This window comes from Klebsiella sp. Q2 (assembly GCF_009900705.1).
Lineage (GTDB): Bacteria > Pseudomonadota > Gammaproteobacteria > Enterobacterales > Enterobacteriaceae > Klebsiella > Klebsiella quasipneumoniae.
In genome coordinates this window covers 1,372,124-1,394,869 of the sequence record NZ_JAAABE010000001.1, presented here as the reverse complement: position 1 = coordinate 1,394,869, position 22,746 = coordinate 1,372,124, and the positions used below count along the sequence as shown (strand labels likewise).

Genomic DNA, 22,746 nt, shown 5'->3' with positions numbered 1-22,746 from the left:
GTGAAACCTGCTGCTCGTCGCCGCGCCCGTGAGTGTGCCGTTCAGGCGCTCTACTCCTGGCAGTTGTCCCAGAACGACATCGCTGATGTCGAATACCAGTTCCTGGCGGAACAGGACGTAAAAGATGTTGATGTTCTGTATTTCCGCGAACTGCTGTCCGGAGTGGCGACTAACAGCGCGTACCTCGACGGCCTGATGAAGCCCTACCTGTCCCGTCAGCTGGAAGAGCTGGGTCAGGTGGAAAAAGCGGTGCTGCGTATCGCGCTGTTTGAGCTGTCCAAACGCGATGACGTACCGTATAAAGTGGCCATCAATGAAGCTATCGAACTGGCGAAAACCTTCGGCGCTGAAGATAGCCACAAGTTCGTCAACGGTGTGCTGGACAAAGCGGCTCCGGTAATTCGTCCCCACAAGAAGTAAACTGCAGGCCGGGTTTTGCGAGGGTCGTCTCGCAACCCGGCCTTATTTATTATTTTGCTGAGGCATAACGTATGGCATGTGGCGAATTCTCCCTGATTGCCCGTTATTTTGATCGCGTTAAAAGCGCTCGTCTTGATGTCGAGACCGGTATCGGCGACGACTGCGCTCTCCTGAATATTCCCGAGAAAAAAACGCTGGCAATCAGCACCGACACTCTGGTGGCGGGCAATCACTTCTTACCCGATATCGACCCGGCCGACCTCGCCTATAAAGCCCTGGCGGTGAACCTGAGCGACCTCGCAGCGATGGGCGCGGAGCCGGCGTGGCTCACCCTGGCGCTGACCTTGCCGGAGGTGGATGAAGCCTGGCTGGAAGCCTTCAGCGACAGCCTGTTTGTCCAGCTTGACTACTACGATATGCAGCTGATTGGCGGCGACACCACCCGTGGCCCGCTCGCCATGACCCTGGGTATCCACGGCTTTGTGCCGCCTGGGCGCGCCATGAAACGTTCAGGTGCGAAGCCGGGAGACTGGATCTATGTCACCGGTACCCCGGGGGACAGCGCCGCCGGCCTGGCGCTGTTGCAGAACCGGCTGACGGTGGATACGCCGACTGACGCCGACTATTTGCTGGCCCGTCACCTGCGTCCGATGCCCCGCGTGCTGCAGGGCCAGGCGCTGCGCGACCTGGCGACGTCGGCGATCGATCTCTCCGACGGCCTGATCTCCGATCTGGGTCATATTCTCAAAGCCAGCGGCTGCGGCGCGCGTATCGAGCTTGATGCCATGCCGTACTCTGACGCGATGCTACGCCAGGTTGATTCTGAGCAGGCGCTGCGCTGGGCGCTCGCCGGTGGCGAAGACTACGAGCTATGCTTTACCGTACCGGAACTGAACCGTGGGGCGCTGGACGTGGCCCTTGGCCATCTTGGCGCGCGTTTTACCTGTATCGGACAGATTGCGCCGGAGAGCGAAGGTCTGCAGTTTATCCGCGACGGTAAGCCGGTCACGCTTGATTTAAAGGGATACGATCACTTTGCGTAGTCGAGACGAGGCGCTTAGCCGCCTGAGTATGCGTAATCCATGGCATCTGCTGGCGACCGGCTTTGGCAGCGGCTTAAGCCCGGTGGTGCCGGGCACGATGGGGTCGCTGGCGGCGATCCCGTTCTGGTATCTGATGACTTTTCTCCCCTGGCAGCTCTACTCGCTGGTGGTGATGATGAGCATCTGTATCGGGGTCTATCTGTGCCATCGCACGGCCAAAGATATGGGCACCCATGACCACGGCAGCATCGTCTGGGACGAGTTCGTCGGGATGTGGATCACCCTGATGGCGCTGCCGACCCTGGACTGGCAGTGGGTGGCCGCCGGCTTCGTCATTTTCCGTATCTTCGATATGTGGAAACCGTGGCCGATTCGCTGGTTTGACCGCAATATTCACGGCGGAATGGGGATCATGGTGGACGATATCGTCGCCGGCGTGATCTCCGCCGGCGTGCTGTATGTTATTGGCCATCACTGGCCCATCGGTCTGCTTTGACCGCTTCTCCCCGGCAGCGCCATGCTGTCGGGGAAACCACGCCCGTCACTTAAATCCCACCACCGGATGCGGCTGATAGGGCGCCTCCAGTTTGTCGATCTGTTCCGGAGATAGCGTCAAATCCACCGCCTGCAACAGGTCATCGAGCTGTTCCTGACGCGACGGACCGATAATTGGCGCGGCGACGCCGGGCTTGCTTAACAGCCAGGCGAGGGCGACCTGCGCGCGACTGGCGTCGAGCTCTTCCGCCACGTCCGCGAGATTCCCGGCGATCTGCGCGTCGTTCTCTTCGCTGGTGCTGTAAAGCGATTTGCCGAACTCATCCGAGACCAGCCGGGCGGTGGTCTCACCCCATGGGCGGGTCAGCCTGCCGCGCGCCAGCGGGCTCCACGGGATCACCGCCACGCCGTTACGCTGGCACAGGGGCAGCATCTCATTCTCTTCTTCCCGGTAAATCAGGTTGTAGTGATCCTGCATGGTGACGAAGCGCGCCCAGCCGTTCTGCTGCTGAAGCGCCAGCGCCTGGGCAAACTGCCGGGCATGCATGGACGAGGCTCCGATATAGCGCGCTTTGCCGGCTTTCACCACCTCGTCCAGCGCTTCGAGCGTCTCTTCAATCGGGGTGCTGTAGTCCCAGCGGTGGATCTGCAACAGGTCGACATAGTCCATACCGAGACGGCGCAGGCTGTCGTCGATAGAGCGCAGGATCTGCGCCCGGGAAAGCCCTTCCGCCAGATCGCCGACCTGGTGATAGACCTTGGTGGCGACAACCACCTCGTCGCGGCGGGCAAAGTCGCGCAGAGCGCGGCCGACGATCTCTTCGCTACTGCCGTCGGAGTAGCTGTTTGCGGTATCGAAGAAGTTGATGCCGCCTTCAATGGCGTGCTGGATGAGCGGGCGACTGCTCTCTTCCGGAAGCGTCCAGGCGTGTCTGCCGCGGTCCGGCTCGCCGAAGGTCATGCAGCCGAGGCAGAGTCGGGAAACACGTAAGGCAGTATCGCCGAGGGGGATATAGTGCATGGTGCGCTCCTGCTATTCATCAAGGGTATCCCTTAAGCATAGCAGGAGCGGGAGGGGCGATTATGCCAGCCAGTCGAGGATTTTGGCTTCAATACCGGCGGCATCGAGGCCGAGGTCGGCGCGGATCTCTTCCTGAGTGCCCTGCGGAATAAAGACGTCCGGCAGGCCAATATTGAGCACCGGTACCGCCCGGCGATGGGCCATCAGCACTTCATTCACGCCGCTGCCGGCGCCGCCCATAATGGCGTTCTCTTCCAGCGTCACCAGAACGTCGTGCTCGCCTGCCAGCTGCAGGATCAGCGCGGTATCCAGCGGCTTCACAAAGCGCATGTCCACCAGGGTGGCGTTGAGTTTGTCCGCCACCGCTGCGGCCTCCGGCAGCAGGGTGCCGAAGTTGAGGATCGCTACCTTCTCGCCCTGGCGTTTCACTACCCCTTTGCCGATCGGCAGCGATGCCAGCGGCTCCAGCGTCGCGCCGGTGCCGCTGCCGCGCGGATAGCGCACCGCGCAGGGGCCGTGGCTGTAGTGGTAGCCGGTGTACAGCATCTGGCGGCATTCATTTTCATCGCTCGGCGTCATCACCACCATATCCGGAATACAGCGCAGGAAGGAGAGATCGAACGCCCCCTGATGCGTCTGGCCGTCTGCGCCGACAATCCCGGCGCGGTCGATGGCAAACAGCACCGGCAGCTTCTGAATAGCCACATCGTGGATCACCTGATCGTAGGCTCGCTGCAGGAAGGTGGAGTAGATGGCCACCACTGGTTTGTAGTCGCCAATCGCCAGTCCGGCGGCGAAGGTGACTGCATGCTGCTCGGCGATGGCGACATCAAAGTACTGATCGGGGAATTTCTTCGAAAATTCCACCATCCCTGAACCTTCGCGCATCGCCGGGGTGATGGCCATCAGCTTGCTGTCTTTGGCCGCCGTTTCGCAAAGCCAGTCGCCGAAGATTTTCGAATAGGAAGGGAGACCGCCGCTGCTTTTGGGCAGTACGCCGCTGGTATGGTCGAACTTTGGCACCGCGTGGAAAGTGATCGGGTCTTTCTCGGCGGGCTCATAGCCGCGGCCTTTTTTGGTCATAATATGCAGGAACTGCGGGCCCTTCAGGTCGCGCATGTTCTTCAGGGTGCTGACCAGACCGAGCACATCGTGGCCATCCACCGGGCCGATGTAGTTAAAGCCCAGCTCTTCAAACAGCGTCCCAGGCACCACCATGCCTTTGATATGCTCTTCGGTCCGCTTAAGCAGCTCTTTAATCGGCGGTACGCCGGAAAAGACCTTTTTGCCGCCTTCGCGCAGGGTGGAGTAGAGCTTACCGGAGAGCAGCTGCGCCAGATGATTATTCAGCGCCCCGACGTTCTCGGAGATCGACATTTCATTGTCATTCAGCACCACCAGCAGGTCGGGTTTGATATCCCCGGCGTGGTTCATCGCCTCAAACGCCATGCCGGCGGTAATCGCCCCGTCGCCAATCACGCACACCGCGCGCCGCTGTTTATCCTCTTTCGCGGCGGCGATAGCCACCCCGATGCCAGCGGAAATGGAGGTGGAGGAGTGACCGACGCTCAGCACGTCGTACTCGCTTTCACCGCGCCACGGGAAGGGGTGCAGGCCGCCTTTCTGGCGAATGGTGCCGATTTTGTCGCGGCGGCCGGTCAGAATTTTATGCGGGTAGGCCTGGTGACCGACGTCCCAGATCAGGCGATCGAAGGGCGTGTTATAAACGTAGTGCAGCGCCACGGTCAGTTCCACCGTGCCGAGGCCAGAGGCAAAGTGACCGCTGGAGCGGCTGACGCTGTCCAACAGGTAGCGCCGCAGCTCATCACACAGCTTCGGCAGGCTCTCTTTTGGCAACAGGCGCAACTCCTGGGTGGAATCTACCAGCGCCAGGGTCGGGTATTTGGCAATATCAAAACTCATCAGAGACTCATTTATTGTTTATTTATCGCGCTGAATAATGTAATTCGCGAGCGCTTCCAGTGCCGAAGTATCCAGAGATTGTGCGGCCAGTTCATCTAACGAACGGCGGGCATCAGCGATCAGGTCGTGCGCTTTCTTCCGGGCTTGCTCAAGACCCAGGAGGGCGGGATAGGTGCTTTTACCCAATTGCTGGTCGGCACCCTGACGTTTGCCAAGGGTCGCAGTATCCCCTACCACGTCGAGAATGTCATCCTGGACCTGGAAGGCCAGGCCGATATTTTCCGCATAGCGATCCAGCGCGGGCAGGGCGGCACGCCCGCGCTCGCCGGCGCTCAGCGCCCCCATGCGGACGGCGGCGCGGATTAGCGCGCCCGTTTTGTGGCGGTGGATACGTTCCAGCGCCTGCAGATTCACCTGCTGTCCTTCCGCCTGTAGATCCAGCGCCTGGCCGCCGCACATGCCCGCCACGCCGCTGGCCTGCGCCAGTTCGGAAACCATCGCCAGACGATCCCGGTCAGGGACGTCCGTCATCGGCGCATCACTGAGTATAGAGAACGCCAGCGTTTGCAGGGCATCTCCCGCAAGAATTGCGTTGGCTTCGCCAAATTTAATATGGCAGGTCGGCAGTCCGCGACGCAGATCGTCATCATCCATCGCCGGCAAATCATCATGCATCAGAGAATAAGCATGAATGCATTCGACCGCGGCGGCAGGGGCATCCAGCGTGGTGCGGCTCACGCCGAACATCTCGCCGGTAGCGTAGACAAGGAAGGGACGCAGGCGTTTACCGCCTAAGAGTGCGCCATAATGCATCGCTTCCACCAGCGGAGTGTTCTGAAAGGGCTGCGGCGCGATAAAACGGCGCAGCGCCTCGTTAGCCTGTTCCACACAGGCCTGCAATTGTTGCGGGAAATCCATTTATTCAGCGTCCGGCGTAAAAGGCGTGGTCGGGGAATCTTCACTATCCGCCAGCAGGATCTGCACGCGCTGTTCGGCCTGCTGCAGCTGGCTTTGCCCCTGGCGGGCCAGCTGGACCCCGCGCTCAAATTCGCTGAGCGCTTCTTCTAACGGCAAATCGCCGCTTTCCAGACGGTTTACGATCTGCTCCAGTTCGCCCAGTGCAGTTTCAAAGCTGGCCGGGGCCTCATTTTTCTTTGGCATAGTGAATATAGACTCTTGTTATTTCGCGACGGCAATACCGGGTATGGTAACGAAGTCACGCGTGTAAGCAAATAACGCGCAATGGTGATATACTCCGCGCCCAGGATGCAGGCACCGGTGTGCGCTGCTTTACAACTTTTGCTTAAAGCCCCGTCGGGCTTGCCAACGAACTATTGTCGCCATGAAGTTTATCATTAAATTGTTCCCGGAAATCACCATCAAAAGCCAATCTGTGCGGTTGCGCTTCATTAAAATCTTAACCGGGAACATTCGTAACGTTCTCAAAAACTATGACGAGACGCTGGCCGTCGTTCGCCATTGGGATCATATCGAAGTTCGCGCGAAAGATGAAAATCAGCGCCCGGCTATTCGCGATGCGCTGACCCGTATTCCCGGCATCCACCATATTCTGGAAGTCGAAGACGTACCGTTCACCTCGCTGCACGATATTTTTGAGCAGACGCTGCCGCTGTGGCGCGAGGCGCTGGAAGGCAAAACCTTCTGCGTGCGGGTGAAGCGTCGCGGCAAACATGAATTCACCTCAATTGAGGTGGAGCGCTACGTCGGCGGCGGCCTGAATCAGCATATTGAAACGGCGCGCGTGAAGCTGACCGACCCGGACGTTACCGTCAATCTTGAGATTGAAAACGATCGCCTGCTGCTGGTGAAAGGCCGCTATGAAGGTATCGGCGGTTTCCCGATCGGCACGCAGGAAGATGTGTTGTCGCTGATTTCCGGCGGCTTTGACTCCGGCGTCTCCAGCTACATGCTGATGCGCCGCGGCTGCCGCGTGCACTACTGCTTCTTTAACCTTGGCGGCGCCGCCCATGAGATTGGCGTCCGCCAGGTCGCGCATTACCTGTGGAACCGCTTCGGCAGCTCTCACCGCGTTCGCTTTGTGGCGATTAACTTTGAGCCGGTGGTCGGCGAAATCCTCGAAAAAGTGGATGACGGCCAGATGGGCGTGGTGCTCAAGCGCATGATGGTCCGCGCCGCGTCAAAAGTCGCGGAACGCTACGGCGTGCAGGCGCTGGTCACCGGCGAAGCGCTGGGCCAGGTCTCCAGTCAGACTCTCACCAACCTGCGCCTGATCGACAACGTCTCCGATACCCTGATCCTGCGTCCGCTGATTTCGCATGATAAAGAGCACATCATCGACCTGGCCCGCGAGATCGGTACGGAAGATTTCGCCCGCACGATGCCGGAGTACTGCGGCGTGATCTCCAAGAGCCCGACCGTGAAGGCGGTGAAGGCGAAGATTGAAGCGGAAGAAGAACACTTCGATTTCAGCATCCTCGATAAAGTGGTGGAAGAGGCGAGCAATATCGATATCCGCGAAATCGCCCAGCAGACGGAAGGGACGGTGGTGGAAGTGGAAACCGTGAACGGCTTTGGCGCCAACGACGCGATCCTCGACATTCGCTCCATCGACGAGCAGGAAGACAAGCCGCTTAAGGTCGAGGGGGTTGAAGTTGTTTCTCTGCCGTTCTACAAGCTGAGCACCAAGTTTGGCGATCTCGATCAGAGTAAAACCTGGCTGCTGTGGTGCGAACGCGGAGTGATGAGCCGTCTGCAGGCGCTTTATTTGCGCGAGCAGGGCTTCAGCAACGTGAAAGTTTATCGCCCGTAACAGATTGTTATGATGCAAAAGGCCTTCCCTGATGGAAGGCCTTTTTACTATTGGCTGGGGAGTGTATTAGCGCAGGGTCAGCGCCAGGTCATTGAGTTGATCGATGACAATATTCCAGCCCTCGAAAAATCCCATCTGCTCATGCTGCTCGCGGGTTTCATCATCGGCATGCAGCACTGTGGCCGTATAGCGACACCCGCCCTGTTCATCGGCAAAAGTGATGATGGCCGTCATCGCGAAGGGGGAAACGGCGGGGCGATAATCCGCCGTCAGCATCGAGGTCATGACGATTTTTTGTTGCGGGATAACCTCAAGAAAACAGCCGGGGTTATCGCTGCGTTCACCGTCAGGGCCGTGCATCACGGTGTGAAAGGCCCCGCCGGCGCGAAAATCAAAGGTCAGAACCTCGGTTTGCCAGGGCTTCGGGCACCACCAGGTTCGGAGTAATGCCGGGTCGGCCCACGCGCGCCACAGGGCTGCGGCGGGCGCGCTGAGCAGGCGGCTGATAACAAGATCGCGAGAATCGGTTGCGCTACGGGACATGCTACGACTCCTCAGGAAAAGGGGGAGCCAGTCCGCGGCGCGGACCGGCTATCAGGCTTCGTAGTAATTATAGATGCCGGCGGCCATCACCAGCTGTGAGGCGACCTCATACGCTTTCTCGCGCCCCACCAGCAGATCGATCATTTTCAGGGCGAAATCAATCGATGTCCCTGGACCCTGGCTGGTTAACAGATTCACCCGCGGATCCCAGACCACCCGCTTATCCTGCCACTGATCGGCGGGGATCTGCGCCTTCAGCGCTGGAAAACCGGTCATGTTGCCGATCGGGAACAGATGATGAGGTATCAGCACGGTCGCCGGAGCGGCGCAGATAGCGGCCACAATGCGCCCAGAGAGATGAAACTGGCGGACGGTTTCCACCAACAGCGGGCTGTCGCGAAAGCACTCCGCTCCCTTGAGGCCGCCCGGGAGGACGATAATATCGAAATCGCCATCGGCCACCTCGACCAGAGGAGCATCCGCCAGCAGCTTGACGCCGCGCGAGCAGACGATGGTCAGGCCGCCGTCGCTGGCGACGCTGGCGGTGGTCACCTTCACCCCGCCGCGGACCAGCAGGTCGATAGTGGTGACCGCTTCGGTCTCTTCGCTACCAGGGGCGAGGCAAATCAGTGCCGACGCGCTCATATTCATTCTCCTTACGCTTGACCAGTTCAAATAAGCGGGCGTTTTCCGGTACGGCAACGCCGTGGGCGCGGGCGCGGTTGAGCAGAAAACCGGTGATATAGTCGATCTCCGTGTGCCGCTGGGCGCGAACGTCCTGCAGCATGGATGAGATATTTTCTGCCGTACTTTCAATCACCTGTTCGACATAAAATAGCAGGTTTTCCGCCGAGGTATGAATACCTTCGCGCTCCATCACTGCCGCCACCTCGCGACAAATGGCCGCAACTTCCTGCGGATAGTCGCGCAGATCGCCATTTTTACACCCTTTTATCGCGGTCAGGGGGTTAATCACGCAGTTAACCGCGAGTTTGCGCCAGGTGGCCGAGAAAATATTGTTGTGCCAGGCGACATCCGGCAGCACGTTCTGCAGCACTTCAGCGAGGTAGCTGTAGTCCTGTTCGTAGCTTTTCGCCGGCCCGATATGCGTGGTGCCCTGGGCGACGTGGATGATGACATTCCCGTCCCGGCGAGCCGCCTGGGTGGTGGAGGCCAGCAGCAACGGCTGTTTCACGCTGCGCAGCTCCTCGACGGTTCCCATGCCGTTATGCACCAGCACAATCGGCGTGGTGTCCGGCAGGATCGCGGCCAGGTGCTTCACCGCGTTTGAAACCTGCCAGGCTTTTAAAGTGACAATCAGCAGCTCGCTGCTGGCAAGAAAATCGGGATCGTTGGCCGTCAGCGACTCGTTGAACACCGAGCCGTCGGTTTCAATGACGTTGACGCTACAGAATGGCTGCGGCACGCGCAGCCAGCCCTGGACTTCATGTCCCTGTTTGCACAACGCGGTCAGCCATAGTTGCCCCAGTGCACCGCATCCCAGTACGGTTACTTTCATTGTTCCTCCTCATCTGCCGCTACCCCAGGCGCTGATGACTAAAGTCTATCTCGTCGCTTTTCGCATCGTCGCACGGAAAGGGAGTTTCGGCGTCGTCGGGCAGCATGGGGAAAATAGCGCGAGCGTTGCGTAATCAGCTAAGCTTCCGGGATAACAAGTTGAGTTATGCCGCGTTGCAGGTATTATGCAACGCAAAAGAAACGGAAGGAGAGGAAAAGATGCCATCTTTCGATATTGTCTCTGAAGTTGATCTTCAGGAAGCCCGTAACGCGGTAGACAACGCGAGCCGCGAAGTTGAGTCGCGTTTTGATTTTCGTGGCGTTGAAGCCACGTTTGAATTAAACGACGCCAACAAGACCATTAAAGTACTGAGCGAGTCTGACTTCCAGGTGAACCAGCTGCTGGATATCCTGCGCGCCAAGCTGCTCAAGCGCGGCATTGAAGGCACCTCCCTCGACGTGCCGGAAGATATCGTACACAGCGGTAAAACCTGGTTTGTTGAAGCGAAGCTGAAGCAGGGCATTGAAAGCGCGGTGCAGAAGAAGATCGTTAAACTGATCAAAGACAGCAAGCTGAAAGTGCAGGCCCAGATTCAGGGCGAAGAGATCCGCGTGACCGGTAAGTCCCGCGACGATCTGCAGTCGGTGATGGCGCTGGTGCGCGGTGGCGATCTGGGACAACCGTTCCAGTTCAAAAACTTCCGCGACTAAGGCGGCCGACAGACAGCAAAAAGCGGGGAATTCCCCGCTTTTTTTATACCCCTTTGATGAGCTGCTCTATCTCGAAGCGGTTGGTGACTTTGCTGTCGATTTTGATATACACCGAACGCTCCTCGGGCACCACCAGCGCCTGATGAACCCCGCTGGCATTCAGCAGACGCGCCTGCAGCGCGCTGTCGACCACCACGCCGTCCGGTACCTCTACCCGCAGGCTGCTGACGTAGGGCGGCTCGCTCATGGTGCTGGCCACCAGCAGCCACAGCATCGCCAGCAGGGCGCCCAGCAGAAACACAGTCTGCGAATCAAAGAAACCATCGACCCAACCGCCAAGGGCGCCGCCAATCGCCACCCCGAGGAATTGGCTGGTGGAGTAAACGCCCATCGCGGTGCCTTTGTAGCCCGCCGGCGACTCTTTGCTAATCAACGACGGCAGCAGCGCTTCCAGCAGGTTAAACGCCAGGAAGAAGAGCTGAACGCCCGCCACCAGCTCCCAGAAGTAGCCTCCGGCGCCCCAGAGGACAATCTCCGCAATCAGCAGGATGGCGACGCAGAGCAAAAAGACGCGCTTCATCTTACGCTTCACTTCGGCGTAGATGATAAACGGCACCACCGAGATGAAGGAGATAACCATGGTGACCAGGTAAATCTTCCAGTGCTCGGCGGCCGGGAAGCCGGCGGCCTCCAGCTGTCCGGGCAGCGCGACAAAAGTGGACATCAGCATGATGTGCAGGCACATGATGCCAAAGTTGAGCTTCAACAGGCGCGGCTCCGCCAGCACCTTGCTAAAGCAGCCCTTCACCATCCCGGATTCGCGGTTAAGCACGTGGTTCTGGCTGTTGGGAACCACCCACAGGGTGAGCAGAATGCCGACGGTCGCCAGGATGGCGATCATCCAGAACAGGGCGTGCAGACCCAGCTGATGGGTAATAATCGGCCCCAGCACCATGGCGATAGCGAAAGTGACGCCGAAGCTGACGCCAATAAACGCCATCGCTTTAGTGCGGTTCTGTTCGCGGGTGAGATCGGAGAGCAGGGCCATGACCGCGGCGGCGATGGCGCCGGAGCCCTGAAGGGCGCGGCCAAGAATGATGCCCCAGATGGAGTCGGTGAGCGCGGCGATGACGCTGCCGAGCACGAAAATAAGCAGGCCGCCGACGATCAACGGCTTACGGCCAATACGGTCAGATAACAGTCCAAAGGGGATCTGGAACACCGCCTGCGCCAGACCGTAGATGCCGATCGCCAGGCCAATCAGCGCTTCACTGGCGCCCTGCAATGCCATGCCATACGTGGTCAGAACCGGCAGGACCATAAACATGCCAAGCATGCGCAGGGAGAATACCGTCCCCAAACCCCAGGTCGCGCGCAGTTCCCCTGGCGTCATTTTGTTATCGTTCATTACCACCTCAATATAAAAACTGCGCCTAGTGTAGCGGCGGGGGGTAAGAAGCGTAAATAAATGTTTGTTTAACAGATATTACGGGGCTGTTGCGCGATGCGACAAGTTGGTAAAAATCAATAAACCAGTGGAGGAGGACTCCACTGGCGAGGGGGAAAATTAAGGTAAAGTAAAGTCAACCCACTGGCTGCCGGCATCAGCCGATTTGACGCATTGCTCGACCCAATAGACGCCGTGCAGACCGGCTTCGACGTCCGGATACCAGAAGTCTTGCAGGAAGGCGCGATCGTCACGGTCCGTAGCGTCAATCGCCTGCGCATAGCGGCGATAGAGGTTGGCCCAGGCTTCAAACAGCCCTTCCGGATGACCGCCGCCGATGCGATCGTCCGCCAGCGCGTTTGCGCTCAGGTAGGGCATCCCGCGTTCCAGAATGCGCGCCGGCTCGCCCTGCACCTCATAGCTGAGCTGGTTAGGATGCTCATCCCACCATTCGATACTCGCTTTTTCGCCGACGATGCGTACTTTTTGCGAGTGCATGGCGCCGCTGTTCACCGCGCTGGTCCACATCGAGCCAACCGCGCCGTTGTCATATTCCATCAGGACAAAGGCGTTATCTTCCAGCGGCGCGCGAGAGGGAACAAAGCTCTGGCGGGAGCACATCAGCCGTTTGATATTGAGCTGTGGCGCCATGGTTTCGGCGACAAACAGCGGATGGGTGGCCAAATCTCCCAGCACATAGCTGGGCCCGGCGAACTTCGGCGTCACGCGCCAGCGGGTGGATTCTGCCTGCAGCTCCACGGCCTGGTTATGAAAGCCGTGGGCGAACTGCATATTGACGATGCGGATCTCGCCGAGCAGCCCATCGGCAATCATCTGCCGCGCCTGCTGGATCATCTGATAGCCGGCATAGCCGTAGGTGACGCCGACGATTTTGTTCTGTTTTTTACTCAGGTCCACCAGTTCGCGTGCCTCTTCGGCGGTAAAACAGAGGGGCTTTTCACAGATGACATGGAGGCCCGCTTCCAGCGCCGCTTTGGTGATGGCGAAATGGGTATTATTCGGGGTGGTGACCGAGACGACCTCGATCCCGTCAGGACGCTGAGCCTCTTCACGAAACAGGGTCTGGTAGTCGGCGTAGCAGCGCTCCGGCGCGATGCCAAGCTGCTCACCGAACGCGCGCCCGCGCTCGGCATCGACGTCAAGCGCGCCGGCCAGTAGGGTGTAAACATTGTCACGCAGCGCCGCACAGCGGTGGCTGTAGCCGATCTGGCTGGTTCCCCCGCCGCCGACCATGCCCCAACGCAGGGAACGGGATAAGGGTTTCAGACCGTTTAACATGGTGCTCTCCTTTTTGAAATCATTCGCACTCTGAGGCGCTCAATGCCGACGCCTGCGGCAACGCGCATCCGGATAGACTGACCTAAACTTAAGGAAATGTTTGTTCTGTTTCAATTGTATTGTGGAATTTATTTTTCATATATGCGAAGGGGATCGAATAAGCAGAAGTTTATTTTCCGCTGGGTTGAAAAGGAGAGGGGAATCAACGGCGACGGGTACAGGCCGGAATGTGGCGGAATGCTTTTCGTTACAGAGCAAGATGAAATAAATTTTCTTTTTAACCTCAACGTGCGGTGCAATCCGCAGATTGCACCGGAGGAAGACGACGACATTACGCTCCGCGCACAGATGCGGGGGCTGGCGAAGCGGCGGGAGGATTACCGGCCGCAAAGATACCCTTCGCCGCCAGGCCTGCGACGGTGAGGGCTGCCGGGATGCCGAGGATCAAAAAGACGCTTTCGAAGGGCAGGTTGAGCGCCATCATCTCAGCGCCAGCAAAGGCGCTGAGGATCGCGCCGATCCGCCCGACGCCGTGCATCCAGCTGGATCCCGTCGCCCGCGCCTGCGTGGGGTAGTAACGGGCGGAGAGGGCGTTCATGCCGGTATTGGCGCCGTTCAGGCAGGCGCCGCTGATAAACGCCAGCATACAGAGCAGGGCAAAGCTGCCCGCCGCGTAGCCCATCGCCATGGTAAACAGGCCACCGACGGCGTAGATCATCCCCAGCGCGCGATGGGGATTGATGCGGTCCATCAGCCAGCCGGCAAACAGCGAGCCGAGGGTACCTCCCGCCTGGTAGATGGCCGTCATGACGGCCGCCTGGCTGACGGTAAGCCCGACCTCCTTAACCAGCGTTGGCAGCCAGCTGCCGAGAATATAGACGAGGAACAGCCCCATAAAGTAGACCAGCCATAGCATCAGCGAGCCAAAGCCATACTGGCGGGAGAGCACAATGCGCATCGCATTCCCGGCCGCCGGCTGCGCCGGCAGGATAAACGTCACGTTGTCGCTGATTTGTCCGGGATAAAGACGATTGAGGATGGCGCGAATGCGCGCCGCAGGCGCTTGTTTGATCACCAGAAAACGAACCGATTCCGGCAGCCGCCAGATAAGCAGGGGGGCAAACAGCAGCGGCAGAATGCCGCCGAGCGCCATCAGCGAGTGCCAGCCAAACTGCGGGATCAGCCATGACGCGGTAAATCCTCCGGCCGCCGCGCCGAAGGTGAAGCCGCAGAAGATGACGGTAATAATAAATGAGCGCTGGCGTTCCGGAGCGTATTCCGACACCAGCGTCCCGATGTTCGGCATCGCGGCGCCCAGTCCGAGGCCGGTCATAAAGCGGAAGAACATCATCTGCTCAATGTTGTGCGAGAAGGCGGTGGCGATGGTCCAGAAGCCGAAGAAGAAGACGCTGTTGATGATGATCTTCTTGCGTCCCAGCCAGTCGGCGAGCGGGCCAGAGAAAATAGCGCCCAGCGCGAGGCCGATCAGCGCGGCGCTAATCACCAGGCCCAACTGGTGGTTGCTTACCCCCCACTCCAGCTTCAGCGTCGGGGCGATAAAGCCCATGATCGCGATATCAAACCCATCAAGAGCGATAACGCAAAAGCCGAGAAAAATAATCTGCTTTTGAAAGCGGCTCAGAGGATTACGGTTAATTAACTCTCTGACATCCAGGCGTTGAGTCTGTGTCATAGCGTATTCCTTATGCGCAGGAGCGCAGGTAGGGCTGCGCGGCATTGAACAGTAATTGCGCCCGCTGGAGGGGCGGCAGGGCGCCCTGCTCACCGTCCAGCGGCACTTCGAGGGAGACCGGTAGCGTTGCCGGCAGTGCCGCCATCAGACCGTGCAGATCCAGACCGCCTTCCCCCGGCACGTTGCGCGCTGAGCGGGCCTGGCGGATGAGCTCCTGCTCGCTTTCCGGCCGCTGCGCCGCGCCATCGCAGAGTTGCATATAGTTCAGATGATGCGCGGGCAGGCTGGAGAGGGCGGCGAGCGATTCCCCCGCGCGCCAGAAATGAAGGGCGTCCACCAGGATGCCGATATCTTCCCGCCCGCTGGCGGCGATCAGCGCCTGCGCATCGGCGATCGTGCGCAGCTGGGTCCAGGGCATCGGCTCAAGGTTCATGGTCAGGCCAAATGAGCGACCGGCCGCGGCGAGAGTGGCCAGGTTGTCGGCGCTGCGCTGCAGGTTGTCGTCATTCCCGGCGACTAACACCTGTCCGGCGCCAAGCCGCGCGGCGGTCTCCATAAAGCGCTGCAGCCGATCGTCGAGGGTAAACCCCGGGCTGAGGCGGACGATCTCCACGTCCGAGACGCGGATGCCGGTTTCCATCAGCGCGGCCAGGGTCGCGCGGACGGCGGGGGTATCGCCCAGCATGTCGTAGTCCGGGTCGGCGGGTGTGGCGGGCAGCAGCCGCAGTCCCACGTGGGTAAAACCGGTTCTGGCCGCTATCCGCACCTGTTCGGGGGGAGGGACATCGAGCAGGCTCAGCGCGGCGAGCGATAGGGTACGCATGTTCATAAATGGCTCCGGTACAGTTGCAGGTGAAGTTAGCCAGGGGTATTGCCGTCCCTGGTTTTTATTGCTTTGTTTTTATTGTGTTTGCCGCCAGATTTTTGCCCACCAGGTAGCCGAAGGTCATAGCCGGCCCGAGGGTGATCCCTCCGCTGGGGTAATAGCCGCGCATCACGCTCGACATGTCGTTGCCGATGGCGAACAGGCCCGGTATCGGCTGCTGCTGCCCATCCAACACCCGAGCGTGTTCGTCGGTTTGTAACCCGCTAAAGGTGCCCAGCGAGCCGGGCAGAATGCGCACCGCGTAGAACGGCCCTTCGCGCAGCGCTCCGAGCGTCACCTGATGGTCACCCTGCGCGCGGTTATAGGCCGATGCGCCGCGGTGAAAATCGATGTCTTCACCGGTGCTGGCAAAATGGTTAAAGCGTGCAACGGTTTCCGCCAGCGCATCGGTATCGATGGCGCACCGCTTCGCCAGCTCGGCAAGGGTGTTTCCTCGCCGCAGATAGCCGGTACGCAGCCAGGCGGTAGGGGAGAACGGAAAGGGCCTGGCGTGGCCCAGGCCATAGCGGCGCAGCGCGCGCCGATCGGCCAGCAGCCAGGCCTGCGGCGTGTCGCCCGCAGGCGTCGCCGCCAGCAGGGCGGCGATAAAGTCGTGATAGGAGTCGGCCTCGTTAACAAAGCGTTTGCCGTTAGGCAGGACGGCGATCACCCCGGGCTTGGCGCGTTCCACCAGATGGGGAAACATCAGCTGCTGGCCGCTGGCGAGGGTGACGCGGGACACCGGCGCCCAGGCCAGCGGGTGGCGCAGGCGGGTATCGAACTGGCCGCCGGCGGATTCGCCAAGGCGGATCCCCTCGCCCTGATTGTCAGGCGGCGCGGCGGAGAAATGGCCGTAACCCTCCGCGGCATGAGGCACCACCTGCGCCAGGCGCTGCCGATCGTGGGGAAAACCGCCGCAGGCCAGCACCACGGCGCCCGCTTCGACGAGTATCTCCCCGCCGTCGCTGCGCAGCACTGCACCGGACACTCCCTGCGGACCCTGCAGCAGTCTGACCGCCGGGGCGTTGAGCTGAAAACGCACCCCGGCGTCGAGGGCGGATCGCAGCAGACGGGCGACCAGCGCATTGCCATTGACCAGATGCAACCCTCGTCCGGCGCGCAGCCGCTGCCAGCCGTGGCGCAGCAGGCGGCGGGCGGCATACAGCGCAGAGCGCGGCGAGCGGGTAGCGTTGAAAAAATGCGCCATGTCCGCGCCGCCGGCGATGCCCATCCCGGCAAGACTGATGGTCTCCAGCGGCGGGCGCAGTCGGTGGAGCCAGTCGCCGAGCAGGCGGCCATCGTAGGGCTGAGCGGTGACCGACCGCCCACCGTTCGCCGCGCCCGGCGACGCGTGAAAGTCCGGCATGGTGCTGCCCGACAGAAACTTCACCGCCGTCCGTTGATGAAAAAAATCCACCATTTCCGGCCCGTAATGCAGGAAGGTCTGCAAGCGAACGTCGGCGGCTTCTCCCCCCATCTCATGCTGCAGATAGGTCAGCGGGGCATCGGCCGCTTCGTCGATGCCCTCCGCTCGCGCCAGCGGGTTGCAGGGGATCCACAGCCAGCCGCCGGACCAGGCGCTGGTCCCGCCGAGCACTGACGCTTTCTCCGCCACCATGACGCTGGCGCCGTGCACTGCCGCGGTGACCGCGGCAGAGAGTCCCGCCGCGCCGGATCCGACCACCAGCACATCCACCTTCACAGGCCCGCTCATGATGGACTCCTTATTGCAATGGTGAAAAAGCGGTGGGGCGCATCAGCACCGATTCGAGGCGCTCCACGGCGGCCAGTTCGCGGTTTTTCCGCGAGAAGGTCTGCCAGCGCTCGTCCTGGGCCATCCGTGCGCGGCGTACCAGACGATCGTCCAGGCTTTCGTAAGCCCAGATGTGCACTACCTGATTGACCACGCCGATCTCGGTAAAAAAGAAGCCGATCAGTTTGCCAAGATGGTCAGTTTGCACCGCCAGGGCATCGCTTTGGTACAGCGCCAGCCAGTCGGCCATTTTCAGCGGATTGATGGTGTAGGTGCGTTTTTCGTAGATCATGATGTTTTCCTGATTAGTGGGTGGCGGGTTGCGCCAGATGGCAGGCGGCGAGGTAGCCAAACGTCAGCCCCGGGCCAAGGGTGATGCCGGGACCCGGGTAGGTGCCGGCCATCAGCGAATCCATGTCGTTTCCCACCGCGTACAGCCTCGCAATGGGGTTGCCTTCAGCGTTGACGACCTGGGCATCGGCGGTGGTGACCAGACCTCGAGAAGTCCCCAGATCGCCGGTATAGAGTTTGATGGCATAGAACGGCGCGCTGAGCAGGGGAGCGTTGCAGGCGTCAGGATGACGGCCCGGATCGCCCATCGCCCGGTTATAGCTGTTGCCGCCTTTGGCAAACTCACGGTCCACACCCTGCGCGGCGTCACGATTGTAGCGGGCGACCGTCTCGCTCAGGGCGTGGGCATCCAGCCCAAGCTGCTGCGCCAGCGCGGCCAGGGTATCGGCTCTATGCAGATAGCCAGCGGCGATCAGGGCGTCATTGTTCACCGGCGCCGGGCGCGCCAGCCCGAGGCCATAACGCTTCATCGCCTGCGCGTCGCACAGTAAAAAGCAGGGGGCATTCTCCGCTGCACGCTGCATCGCGCTGGCAAAATGGTGATAGGAGCTGGACTCGTTAACGAAGCGTACCGCCCGCTGATTGACGGCAATCACGCCCGGCTTGGCCCGGTCGGTCACCAGGTGGGGGAAGCGCTCCTCGCTGCCGTCGGCACGGGTCAGCACCGATACCGGCGCCCAGAAAAAGTTGGACGCGCGATCGGCTCCCTCGCGAGCGTTAAGTGCCGCCGCAAGACGCAGCGCAGCGCCATCATTGGCTGGCGGCGACATGGTGAAGTGCTCTCGGGTGTGAGGCCGATAGCGCGCCGCCAGCGCGCCAGCGGCAAAGCCGCCTGCGGCTAGCACCACCCCACGGCGGGCGTGTAGCGTCTCTTTTTGCCCCTGATAGTCAATCTCTACCCCGGTGACCGCGCCTTGCGATTCGCACAGCGCCAGCACATTGACATTCAGCCGCAGGCTCATGCCTTTACGCAGCGCCGTGGTCGCCATGCGGGCAATCAGCGCATTGCCCATCGCCAGGCGGGTGCCGCGAGGATATTTCACCCGGTCGCGGGCGTAGCGCAGCAGCAGCCGGGTGCAATGGGCCAGGGAGCGCAGCGAGCGACGCATATCGAGAAAATGTTGAATGTCGACGCGGTTGACCATCATCCCGCCAAACAGCAGCATCCCCGGCGGAGGCGAGCGCAGGTCGCGAAACGCGTCCCCCAGTTCACGGCCGTCATACTCGACCACCTCCAGCGCCCGACCGACGTCGACGGCGCCGGGCTCATCCGGATAGTAATCGGGTGAGAGCGGGCGCAGGCTATATTTCACCGCCCCCTCGCGCTCCAGAAAGGCGAGGGCCTCTCGCCCGGCGCGGACAAACGCCTCGGCGATATCTTCGCGGTAGTGGGCCTCGCCGATAATGGTTCGTAGATAGGTTTTGATCGCTTCGGCGCTACCGCTTTTGCCCTCGGCGCGCGCCTGGTCGGTATCGTGCAGCCACACGGCGCCGCCGGAGATAGCCGAGGTGCCGCCGAACTGACCGGCTTTCTCCAGCATCAGCACCGACAGCCCTTTGCAGCTGGCGGTGACCGCGGCGGCAAAGCCAGCGGCGCCACTGCCGATGACGATCACATCCCAGCTTTTCATGCCGCCGCTCCCTGCGCCGACGGGATGGCGCCGATAAACTGGCCCATCAGCGTCATCTGCGCCAGCGCCATTTCCGGCCCAGTCTGTACCCGGCAGCCGCGGGCGGCGGCGAAGGTGAGCAACGGGGTCATCACCGGAGCGGTGACAACGTCGGCCACGTGGGTGGCGCTGTCGAGCGTCTCCAGCAGCGCCTGGGGTAGGGGCAGTGCATCAAACCCGGCCATGCCGGCCGGCGAGCCGTTGATCAGCAGATCGACACCGTGCAGGCTGTCCGGCAGTGTGCTCAGTTGCACCGCCGGAAAGGCCTCAGTCAGAAGATCGTGCAGGCGTTGCCGGGTGGCCGGGTTTTGATCGTGCAGCGCCAGTTGGCGGATCCCCGCCTCGCACAATCCCCAGGCGATGGCGCTGCCGACGCCGCCGCAACCGGAGAGCAGCGCCTGCTTACCTGCCGGCTGAAAACCCTGTGCCTCGGCGGCAAGCTGAAATCCGACGCCGTCCAGCATATCGCCCTGTAACCGGCCATCCGCCAGCTTGCGGATCACATTGATGGCGTTGAGTCGGCGAGCGCGCGGCGTAAGCTCGTCGACCAGCGCGGCGGCGCGTTGTTTATGCGGTACCGTCACCAGCACGCCGCTCATGTTCTGCCAGCCGCGCAGGGCGTTGAGGTAGGCGGCCACCGCGTCCGGGACGATATCCACCGGGATCATGACGCTGTCCATGTGCTGTTCGGCAAAGTAGCGGTTGAAGTTATCCGGTGATTTCACCTGGGCGATCGGATGACCAATCACGGCGACAACCTGGGTAGTTCCACTGACCATTTCAAACCTCATTTGTTAAATGAATGTTGTGAAAGTATTTCAGCGGAAGCTGGGAGCGACAACGCAGAATTCGGACATGTTGGTTGTTAATCGCACCATCGCTGCGATAATCGCAGGAAATCGATAATGATGTTGCAAAAATGTGAGCGAATATGCAAAACACCATTCATCCACGCGATCTGATCGTCGGTTTACAAAAAGGGTTGGCGTTGATCCAGCTTTTTTCCAAAAACTGCCCAAAGCTCACTGTTGCCCAGGCGGCGAAAATGAGCGGTCTGACGCAAAGCGCGGCACGACGTTTTTTGTTGACGCTGCTGCATGATCGTTATTTGCAAACCGATGGGCGCTATTACTGGCTTACCCCGAAGACGCTGCGGCTTGGCCAGGCCTATGTTGATTCGGCGCAGTTTCCACGCATGGTGCGACCGATTGTCGAATACATCGCCAGCCGGACCGAAGAGCACGCCTCGGTGGGGGTGGTGGATGAAGATGAGCTGGTCTATATCGCCCGCAGCCGGCATACGCCGTTTAACTCCACGTCGGTTCGGCTAGGGGAGCGGGTGCCCATCTTCTGTACCGCCGGGGGGCGATTATGGCTGGCTTCGCTGCCGGAAGCAGAGTGTGAAGCGGTTCTGCAGCGCATTACCCGGGAACAACGCACGCCCTATACGGTGACCGACGTCGCGCCGCTGATGGAGAAAATCGCTCAGGTGCGGCGTCAGGGATACGCCACCATTGAACAGGAGTTTGAGATTGGCATGCTGGTGCTGGCGGTACCGTTAACCGACAGGGAAGGAACCTGGTGGGGAGCGCTAAGTCTGACCAGCCATCAATCGCGGACCTCGCTGGAAGCGTTATGCCGTGATCATCTCGATCTGCTCTACAGCGCGCAGGCGATGCTGGTGGGGTAAACAGGGCAGCCGATGCGCTGCCCTCGGCAAGATGTCGCTTAGGCTGATGCTTTGTTCAGGAAACTGCTCCAGTCGCTGGCGGCGTTATCGACAAAGGTGTTCCAGCTGTTGCCGGCGGTATTGACGAAGCTTCCCCAGTTATCCTTACCGGCGGTCACAAAGGTTTCCCAATTTGACTGACCGGTCAGGAAGGAACCAAACGCCATTGTGCTGTCGCAGACGAACGAGGCGAATGCGTTGCCAGAGGTGAGGACAAATGAGGTGAAACCGATGCCCGAGTTGGCGACGAAGCTGGCGAAGCCGCTGGCCGCGCCGAACAGGTTAAAGCCGCCGGAGATGTAGTCCATTTCGTTCAGTGTTAACTCTTTCATTGCAATTCCTTGTATTGAATATTTCCAAAACGGGCGTAAGCCCGAGGCGAAAGGTAGCACCGTAGAGCTGAACGGGGCGAGCGACGTCCGGTTGGTATAAGCTCATTTTTTCCTCATTTATTAGCGGGTAGCTACGAAAACGGTGTGGGGGAGGGGAGGGAAGTATGAATTGAGAAAGGAAAAAGACGTGAAACAGAAAAGAAAAAGCCCCGTAAAAACGGGGCTTTATATCATACTGGAGCGGGTGATTATCTCACATAAGCCAGCAGACTATGTGAATCCGGCACCATAAAGTCAACGGACATCATCACGGACAGCGCAGTGATGGCGACGATGGAAAAGACGAAGAGCTTACGCGCCCAGACTTTATCATCTGCCACTTTGTAGCCGCGCAGCGCCATGCCCAGCCACCAGACGCTGACCGCTGCCGCTACGACCAGGTATTTGTACCCGGCATAGCCGCCCAGCGAGAGCATCAGGGTCGCAACGGCAAAGGCGACGATGTACAGCGTAATATGGTTTTTGGCGACCGATATACCTTTCACTACCGGCAGCACCGGAATATTCGCCGCCTGATAATCCTTGAAGCGGAAAATCGCGATGGCGTAGGAGTGAGGCATCTGCCACAGGCTAAAGATAGCCAACAGGATAGCCGCACCGCTGTCGAAATCACCGGTCACTGCGCAGTAGCCAATCACCGGCGGCGCTGCGCCGGAGAGTGAGCCAATCAGCGTGCCATAGACGGAGTGGCGTTTCATGTACAGGCTGTAGACGCCGACATAAACCACGAACCCCATCACCCCCAGCCAGCAGGCCAGCGGATTTGCGCCGAACCACAGCAGCATAAAGCCAGCAATACCCAGCAAGGTGGCGTACACCAGCGAAGCTTCTGGCGAGATCAGCCCTTTGACCAGCACCCGGTTTTTCGTCCGTTCCATCTTACGATCGATGTCCCGGTCGATGTAGTTGTTGAATACACAACCCGAGGCGACCACCAGGGATACTCCAAGGAGCGTCCAGACGAACAGCGGATAGTCGATGTGGCCTTTGGAGGCCAGCAGGAAACCGCCGATCACGGAGATCAGGTTGCCAAAAATAATGCCTGGTTTCGTAACTTGCAGGTATTGCTTAAACATACTCGC

Annotated in this window: 23 protein-coding genes; 6 read left to right on the top strand and 17 right to left on the bottom strand. The window is 60.2% G+C overall.

Annotated elements, in window-relative coordinates:
- The 3 genes from nusB to pgpA all read left to right on the top strand — a co-directional run bounded on the left by nusB (nucleotide 1) and on the right by pgpA (nucleotide 1,959).
- Entirely contained in the window at nucleotides 1–420 is a 420-nt protein-coding gene (gene nusB / locus GT756_RS06785; RefSeq protein WP_004204833.1) for a transcription antitermination factor NusB, read from the top strand.
- A 71-nt stretch (nucleotides 421–491) separates the two neighbouring features.
- Complete coding sequence (gene thiL / locus GT756_RS06780; RefSeq protein ID WP_004204831.1) at nucleotides 492–1,463, top strand: thiamine-phosphate kinase; 972 nt, start codon at nucleotides 492–494, stop codon at nucleotides 1,461–1,463.
- Nucleotides 1,456–1,959, top strand: a complete 504-nt coding sequence (gene pgpA / locus GT756_RS06775; RefSeq protein WP_004177266.1) for a phosphatidylglycerophosphatase A — start codon at nucleotides 1,456–1,458, stop codon at nucleotides 1,957–1,959. Before thiL ends, pgpA begins: the two co-directional genes overlap by 8 nt.
- A 45-nt stretch (nucleotides 1,960–2,004) precedes the next feature.
- Here the strand turns inward: pgpA and GT756_RS06770 are convergent, their stop codons facing one another.
- Genes GT756_RS06770 through xseB form a run of 4 tightly spaced genes read right to left on the bottom strand, consistent with a single transcriptional unit; the run spans nucleotide 2,005 to nucleotide 6,063 of the window.
- Nucleotides 2,005–2,979, bottom strand: a complete 975-nt coding sequence (locus GT756_RS06770; protein ID WP_017898927.1) for an aldo/keto reductase — start codon at nucleotides 2,977–2,979, stop codon at nucleotides 2,005–2,007.
- A 60-nt stretch (nucleotides 2,980–3,039) separates the two neighbouring features.
- The gene (dxs, locus tag GT756_RS06765; protein ID WP_064178003.1) at nucleotides 3,040–4,902 is read right to left on the bottom strand and encodes a 1-deoxy-D-xylulose-5-phosphate synthase; all 1,863 of its coding nucleotides are present in this window, start codon (nucleotides 4,900–4,902) and stop codon (nucleotides 3,040–3,042) included.
- Between the two features lie 18 nt (nucleotides 4,903–4,920).
- Nucleotides 4,921–5,820 carry a (2E,6E)-farnesyl diphosphate synthase gene (ispA, locus tag GT756_RS06760; RefSeq protein ID WP_004204826.1) on the bottom strand — a complete coding sequence of 300 codons (900 nt, stop codon included), beginning with the start codon at nucleotides 5,818–5,820 and terminating at the stop codon, nucleotides 4,921–4,923.
- Entirely contained in the window at nucleotides 5,821–6,063 is a 243-nt protein-coding gene (gene xseB, locus GT756_RS06755) for an exodeoxyribonuclease VII small subunit (RefSeq protein ID WP_004204824.1), read from the bottom strand. It lies immediately after the preceding gene.
- A gap of 181 nt (nucleotides 6,064–6,244) precedes the next feature.
- Here xseB and thiI point away from each other — a divergent pair, with 181 nt between their 5' ends.
- The gene (gene thiI, locus GT756_RS06750; protein WP_160124624.1) at nucleotides 6,245–7,693 is read left to right on the top strand and encodes a tRNA uracil 4-sulfurtransferase ThiI; all 1,449 of its coding nucleotides are present in this window, start codon (nucleotides 6,245–6,247) and stop codon (nucleotides 7,691–7,693) included.
- A 66-nt stretch (nucleotides 7,694–7,759) separates the two neighbouring features.
- Here the strand turns inward: thiI and GT756_RS06745 are convergent, their stop codons facing one another.
- The 3 genes from GT756_RS06745 to panE are packed head-to-tail and all read right to left on the bottom strand — an operon-like array spanning nucleotide 7,760 to nucleotide 9,755.
- On the bottom strand, nucleotides 7,760–8,236 hold the full coding sequence (locus GT756_RS06745) for an SRPBCC family protein (RefSeq protein ID WP_048323159.1): 477 nt from the start codon (nucleotides 8,234–8,236) through the stop codon (nucleotides 7,760–7,762).
- A 51-nt stretch (nucleotides 8,237–8,287) separates the two neighbouring features.
- A complete protein-coding gene (gene yajL, locus GT756_RS06740; protein ID WP_064150602.1) occupies nucleotides 8,288–8,881 on the bottom strand; it encodes a protein deglycase YajL in 594 nt (197 codons plus the stop codon).
- Nucleotides 8,844–9,755, bottom strand: coding sequence for a 2-dehydropantoate 2-reductase (panE, locus tag GT756_RS06735; protein WP_017898925.1), 912 nt, complete (start codon nucleotides 9,753–9,755; stop codon nucleotides 8,844–8,846). The genes yajL and panE overlap by 38 nt, the downstream gene beginning before the upstream one ends.
- A 218-nt stretch (nucleotides 9,756–9,973) precedes the next feature.
- Between panE and GT756_RS06730 the strand changes: the two genes are divergently transcribed.
- Entirely contained in the window at nucleotides 9,974–10,465 is a 492-nt protein-coding gene (locus GT756_RS06730) for a YajQ family cyclic di-GMP-binding protein (protein WP_002891465.1), read from the top strand.
- Between the two features lie 43 nt (nucleotides 10,466–10,508).
- On the opposite strand, the gene GT756_RS06725 is transcribed toward GT756_RS06730, so the two are convergent.
- The 8 genes from GT756_RS06725 to GT756_RS06690 all read right to left on the bottom strand — a co-directional run bounded on the left by GT756_RS06725 (nucleotide 10,509) and on the right by GT756_RS06690 (nucleotide 20,322).
- A complete protein-coding gene (locus GT756_RS06725; protein ID WP_004204817.1) occupies nucleotides 10,509–11,873 on the bottom strand; it encodes an MFS transporter in 1,365 nt (454 codons plus the stop codon).
- 159 nt (nucleotides 11,874–12,032) lie between these two features.
- On the bottom strand, nucleotides 12,033–13,211 hold the full coding sequence (locus GT756_RS06720) for a Gfo/Idh/MocA family protein (protein ID WP_004204816.1): 1,179 nt from the start codon (nucleotides 13,209–13,211) through the stop codon (nucleotides 12,033–12,035).
- 331 nt (nucleotides 13,212–13,542) lie between these two features.
- Complete coding sequence (locus tag GT756_RS06715; protein WP_017898923.1) at nucleotides 13,543–14,904, bottom strand: aromatic acid/H+ symport family MFS transporter; 1,362 nt, start codon at nucleotides 14,902–14,904, stop codon at nucleotides 13,543–13,545.
- 10 nt (nucleotides 14,905–14,914) lie between these two features.
- Nucleotides 14,915–15,733, bottom strand: coding sequence for a sugar phosphate isomerase/epimerase (locus GT756_RS06710; protein ID WP_004204814.1), 819 nt, complete (start codon nucleotides 15,731–15,733; stop codon nucleotides 14,915–14,917).
- Between the two features lie 58 nt (nucleotides 15,734–15,791).
- The gene (locus GT756_RS06705) at nucleotides 15,792–17,483 is read right to left on the bottom strand and encodes an FAD-dependent oxidoreductase (RefSeq protein WP_032455633.1); all 1,692 of its coding nucleotides are present in this window, start codon (nucleotides 17,481–17,483) and stop codon (nucleotides 15,792–15,794) included.
- 10 nt (nucleotides 17,484–17,493) lie between these two features.
- Nucleotides 17,494–17,814 (bottom strand): NIPSNAP family protein, encoded by a 321-nt coding sequence (locus GT756_RS06700; protein ID WP_004204812.1) that lies wholly within the window; start codon nucleotides 17,812–17,814, stop codon nucleotides 17,494–17,496.
- 13 nt (nucleotides 17,815–17,827) lie between these two features.
- A complete protein-coding gene (locus GT756_RS06695) occupies nucleotides 17,828–19,504 on the bottom strand; it encodes an FAD-dependent oxidoreductase (RefSeq protein ID WP_160124623.1) in 1,677 nt (558 codons plus the stop codon).
- Nucleotides 19,501–20,322, bottom strand: coding sequence for a shikimate dehydrogenase (locus GT756_RS06690; RefSeq protein WP_004204809.1), 822 nt, complete (start codon nucleotides 20,320–20,322; stop codon nucleotides 19,501–19,503). Before GT756_RS06690 ends, GT756_RS06695 begins: the two co-directional genes overlap by 4 nt.
- Before the next feature lie 152 nt (nucleotides 20,323–20,474).
- Here GT756_RS06690 and GT756_RS06685 point away from each other — a divergent pair, with 152 nt between their 5' ends.
- On the top strand, nucleotides 20,475–21,233 hold the full coding sequence (locus tag GT756_RS06685; protein WP_004204808.1) for an IclR family transcriptional regulator C-terminal domain-containing protein: 759 nt from the start codon (nucleotides 20,475–20,477) through the stop codon (nucleotides 21,231–21,233).
- 38 nt (nucleotides 21,234–21,271) lie between these two features.
- Here the strand turns inward: GT756_RS06685 and GT756_RS06680 are convergent, their stop codons facing one another.
- Together GT756_RS06680 and cyoE are read right to left on the bottom strand one after the other, a co-directional pair.
- The gene (locus tag GT756_RS06680; RefSeq protein ID WP_017898918.1) at nucleotides 21,272–21,604 is read right to left on the bottom strand and encodes a hypothetical protein; all 333 of its coding nucleotides are present in this window, start codon (nucleotides 21,602–21,604) and stop codon (nucleotides 21,272–21,274) included.
- Nucleotides 21,605–21,852: 248 nt separating this feature from the next.
- Entirely contained in the window at nucleotides 21,853–22,740 is an 888-nt protein-coding gene (gene cyoE, locus GT756_RS06675) for a heme o synthase (RefSeq protein ID WP_002891629.1), read from the bottom strand.
- Between the last annotated feature and the right edge of the window lie 6 nt (nucleotides 22,741–22,746).

Excerpts from the sequence above, each read along its gene's own strand:
- thiL (WP_004204831.1), top strand. The coding sequence starts at position 492 with ATGGCATGTGGCGAATTCTCCCTGATTGCCCGTTATTTTGATCGCGTT.
- GT756_RS06770 (WP_017898927.1), bottom strand. The coding sequence starts at position 2,979 with ATGCACTATATCCCCCTCGGCGATACTGCCTTACGTGTTTCCCGACTC.
- dxs (WP_064178003.1), bottom strand. The coding sequence starts at position 4,902 with ATGAGTTTTGATATTGCCAAATACCCGACCCTGGCGCTGGTAGATTCC.
- ispA (WP_004204826.1), bottom strand. The coding sequence starts at position 5,820 with ATGGATTTCCCGCAACAATTGCAGGCCTGTGTGGAACAGGCTAACGAG.
- xseB (WP_004204824.1), bottom strand. The coding sequence starts at position 6,063 with ATGCCAAAGAAAAATGAGGCCCCGGCCAGCTTTGAAACTGCACTGGGC.
- thiI (WP_160124624.1), top strand. The coding sequence starts at position 6,245 with ATGAAGTTTATCATTAAATTGTTCCCGGAAATCACCATCAAAAGCCAA.
- GT756_RS06745 (WP_048323159.1), bottom strand. The coding sequence starts at position 8,236 with ATGTCCCGTAGCGCAACCGATTCTCGCGATCTTGTTATCAGCCGCCTG.
- yajL (WP_064150602.1), bottom strand. The coding sequence starts at position 8,881 with ATGAGCGCGTCGGCACTGATTTGCCTCGCCCCTGGTAGCGAAGAGACC.
- panE (WP_017898925.1), bottom strand. The coding sequence starts at position 9,755 with ATGAAAGTAACCGTACTGGGATGCGGTGCACTGGGGCAACTATGGCTG.
- GT756_RS06730 (WP_002891465.1), top strand. The coding sequence starts at position 9,974 with ATGCCATCTTTCGATATTGTCTCTGAAGTTGATCTTCAGGAAGCCCGT.
- GT756_RS06725 (WP_004204817.1), bottom strand. The coding sequence starts at position 11,873 with ATGAACGATAACAAAATGACGCCAGGGGAACTGCGCGCGACCTGGGGT.
- GT756_RS06720 (WP_004204816.1), bottom strand. The coding sequence starts at position 13,211 with ATGTTAAACGGTCTGAAACCCTTATCCCGTTCCCTGCGTTGGGGCATG.
- GT756_RS06715 (WP_017898923.1), bottom strand. The coding sequence starts at position 14,904 with ATGACACAGACTCAACGCCTGGATGTCAGAGAGTTAATTAACCGTAAT.
- GT756_RS06710 (WP_004204814.1), bottom strand. The coding sequence starts at position 15,733 with ATGAACATGCGTACCCTATCGCTCGCCGCGCTGAGCCTGCTCGATGTC.
- GT756_RS06705 (WP_032455633.1), bottom strand. The coding sequence starts at position 17,483 with ATGAGCGGGCCTGTGAAGGTGGATGTGCTGGTGGTCGGATCCGGCGCG.
- GT756_RS06700 (WP_004204812.1), bottom strand. The coding sequence starts at position 17,814 with ATGATCTACGAAAAACGCACCTACACCATCAATCCGCTGAAAATGGCC.
- GT756_RS06695 (WP_160124623.1), bottom strand. The coding sequence starts at position 19,504 with ATGAAAAGCTGGGATGTGATCGTCATCGGCAGTGGCGCCGCTGGCTTT.
- GT756_RS06690 (WP_004204809.1), bottom strand. The coding sequence starts at position 20,322 with ATGGTCAGTGGAACTACCCAGGTTGTCGCCGTGATTGGTCATCCGATC.
- GT756_RS06685 (WP_004204808.1), top strand. The coding sequence starts at position 20,475 with ATGCAAAACACCATTCATCCACGCGATCTGATCGTCGGTTTACAAAAA.
- GT756_RS06680 (WP_017898918.1), bottom strand. The coding sequence starts at position 21,604 with ATGAAAGAGTTAACACTGAACGAAATGGACTACATCTCCGGCGGCTTT.
- cyoE (WP_002891629.1), bottom strand. The coding sequence starts at position 22,740 with ATGTTTAAGCAATACCTGCAAGTTACGAAACCAGGCATTATTTTTGGC.